This window comes from Streptomyces sp. YS-3, assembly GCF_045257485.1.
Classification (GTDB): Bacteria; Actinomycetota; Actinomycetes; order Streptomycetales; family Streptomycetaceae; genus Streptomyces.
This window is the reverse complement of the sequence record NZ_JBJHPC010000873.1, coordinates 1-2,015: the sequence shown is the minus strand read 5'-3', so window position 1 is coordinate 2,015 and position 2,015 is coordinate 1. Positions and strand designations below refer to the sequence as shown.

The window sequence follows — 2,015 nt, the reverse complement described above, 5'->3', positions numbered from 1 at the left end:
GGCCCCCGCCCCTCCTGACGGGCCGTCCGTCACGGCTTGTCGCGGCGGAGGCGGAAGTCGGGGCAGACGTCGGGGTCGATGTCCTGGTAGAGGTCCGTGCGAGTGGCGTCGGTGCCGATCGTGAGCTTGTCGAGGGTGTCGCCCTGGAGGAACAGGGTGGGCTCGGTGAAGTGCAGCCGCAGCAGCGCGCGGTCGGTGGACGCCGTGGCCGGTGCGATCTCCCAGGTGCCCGAGCCGGTGAACGTGCTGCCCAGCTTCGCGCGGTGGTAGTCGCCGGTGGGCCACTTCTCCGCCCGCATGACACCGCCCTCGGACAGCGTCAGGCGCACCCCGGCGGCCTCGTGCGCCCCCTCGTAGCGGCCGATGAGCTCGCCCGGTGTGGCGGACCCGGCGGCGACCGGGACGCAGCGTTCGAGGGCGTCGGAACCGCAGGCCGTGAGCGGGGCCGCGAGGAGCGCCAGGGCGGCGACGGCCCCCAGGGCGCGTCGGGAGTGGTGGGACACGGTGCTTACTTCCCTGCTGCCGGGATGCGTTCGGTCCAGGTCATCTGCTGTCCGACGGTGGAGAAGACGCCGTCTTCGCGGTTCGTCTTCTTCAGCCAGTCGTAGTAGCCGACGAAGTGGAGGAAGGACTCGTTGCTGGTCTTGTTGTTGAGCGTGTACTCGACGACGAGGGAGCCGTCGGGGTCCTGGCCCTTGACCGAGTAGTCCAGGGAGTACGAGCCGACGAACGCCTCGCCCAGGTGGTCCTCGTCGCCGGGGGCGATCGCCGGCAGGTCGGTGAAGACGAGCTTCTCCAGGGCGCCGATCTTTCCGCCCTTGGAGATCGAGTAGTTGACGGTGCCCTGGTCGTTCCCGTCCTTGTGCCAGTTGGCGAGGGTGTCCGCCCGGAGCTGCTCCATGCTGACACTGGACTTGATCAGCTCGGTCATCCGGTCGCCGTCGTGGTACTCGCGTTCACGCGGCCCGCTGCCGCTGACCCAGTCCCAGCCGAGCGAGTACGGGTCGTCGCCCTGCGACGCGGGGTGCGGGTCCTTGCCCCGCATCGCGAGGTCGAGCGCGTTGTAGTCGGCCTGGCTGATCGTCTGGGTGGTGTCGATGTTCGTGTGCTGCGGGGCGGTGTTGAACCAGTCGCCGAGGCCCACGTCCGACATGAGGGAGAACGCCAGGTTCCGGTCGGCGACGACGCCCCGCTTCACGATGTCGACGATCTCCCGCTGGGCGTCCTCGATGGCCTTGGCGTCCGCCGAGCCCTTCTCGACCACCGTGCACACGCCGTGGACGACATCGGTGGAGACGACCCCCTCGGCCCCGATGTACAGCCCCTTGTCACGGGCCCGGCGCACCGCGTCCTTCAGGTCCTTCTGTACGGCCTTGAGTTCGCCGAGCGCGTCGTCGAGGACGCCGACCGCCGCCTGGGCGACCTTGGCCGCCGCCTCGATCTGGCGCTCGATGTCGTCGATCATCCGCCAGGCGTACGGGGCGGCGGCGCCCTCCCAGTAGCCCTTGTCGCGCAGCGGGGTGAGCACCTCGTCGTGGACCCGCTTGGGCAGTTTGGCCAGCTCCGTGTGGGTGCTGCGCCACTGGTCGGCGAGCTTCTGCAGCGGGCCGAGGTCGGTGTCCAGGATCTCCTGGTAGAACGAGGGCATTACAGCCCCTCCAGCTTCGAGCGGCGCGGTGCGATGCCGCGGAGCGACTCGTCCACGGCGTGATCCGTCGTGTGATAGTCCCGGGCACCCACCCGCAGGCTCTCCGCGATGCGCGCCAGCCAGCCCGCCACGGTGCCGGCCTGCTTCTCCCACTGCGTGCCTGCCGTACGGATGGCCTTGGCCGACTCCCAGCCGTCCATCGCCGCCGACGCCTTGTGCGCGGGGTCCTCCAGCGCCGCGGCGGGCTTGGTGAAGGCCGTGTGGATCTCGTCCGCGCGGCCCGCCGCCGCGGTCAGGACGCCGGGCGCGATACGGAGCATGTCCTGCGGCGGCCCGGACGGCGCCAGGGGCGGGTGGGGCCCGAGCC

The 2,015-nt window shown here is 70.7% G+C and carries 3 protein-coding genes; all 3 read right to left on the bottom strand.

The features are described 5' to 3' along the window. Positions 1-29: 29 nt before the first annotated feature. Positions 30-503 carry a hypothetical protein gene (locus tag ACJA3G_RS35795; protein WP_406557201.1) on the bottom strand — a complete coding sequence of 158 codons (474 nt, stop codon included), beginning with the start codon at positions 501-503 and terminating at the stop codon, positions 30-32. Between the two features lie 5 nt (positions 504-508). Then, positions 509-1,648, bottom strand: a complete 1,140-nt coding sequence (locus tag ACJA3G_RS35790) for a hypothetical protein (protein ID WP_406557200.1) — start codon at positions 1,646-1,648, stop codon at positions 509-511. Further along, the coding region (locus tag ACJA3G_RS35785) for a WXG100 family type VII secretion target (RefSeq protein ID WP_406557199.1) at positions 1,648-2,015 on the bottom strand (368 nt) is incomplete at its 5' end. The genes ACJA3G_RS35785 and ACJA3G_RS35790, both read right to left, overlap by 1 nt.

What these genes read in the sequence shown, in the direction of transcription:
- ACJA3G_RS35790 (WP_406557200.1), bottom strand. Translation starts at nt 1,648, where the DNA reads ATGCCCTCGTTCTACCAGGAGATCCTGGACACCGACCTCGGCCCGCTG.